This window comes from Flagellimonas lutimaris, from assembly GCF_003581615.1.
GTDB lineage: Bacteria > Bacteroidota > Bacteroidia > Flavobacteriales > Flavobacteriaceae > Flagellimonas > Flagellimonas lutimaris.
In genome coordinates this window covers 1-245 of record NZ_QXFH01000002.1, presented here as the reverse complement: position 1 = coordinate 245, position 245 = coordinate 1, and the positions used below count along the sequence as shown (strand labels likewise).

At 69.0% G+C, this 245-nt stretch carries 1 protein-coding gene; it reads left to right on the top strand.

What is annotated here, in order from left to right:
• Nucleotides 1-245, top strand: a 245-nt coding sequence (locus D2V08_RS18105; protein ID WP_147374013.1) for a chlorophyll a/b-binding protein, incomplete at both ends; no start/stop codon positions are given.

The window sequence follows — 245 nt, the reverse complement described above, 5'->3', positions numbered from 1 at the left end:
CCGTCTCCTCCGGCAGCCCCTGGTACGGCCCCGACCGCGTCAAGTACTTGGGCCCATTCTCCGGCGAGCCCCCGAGCTACCTCACCGGAGAATTCCCCGGCGACTACGGCTGGGACACCGCCGGACTCTCCGCCGACCCCGAGACATTCGCCAAGAACCGTGAGCTGGAGGTGATCCACAGCCGATGGGCCATGCTCGGAGCCCTCGGCTGCGTCTTCCCGGAGCTCTTGGCCCGCAACGGGGTG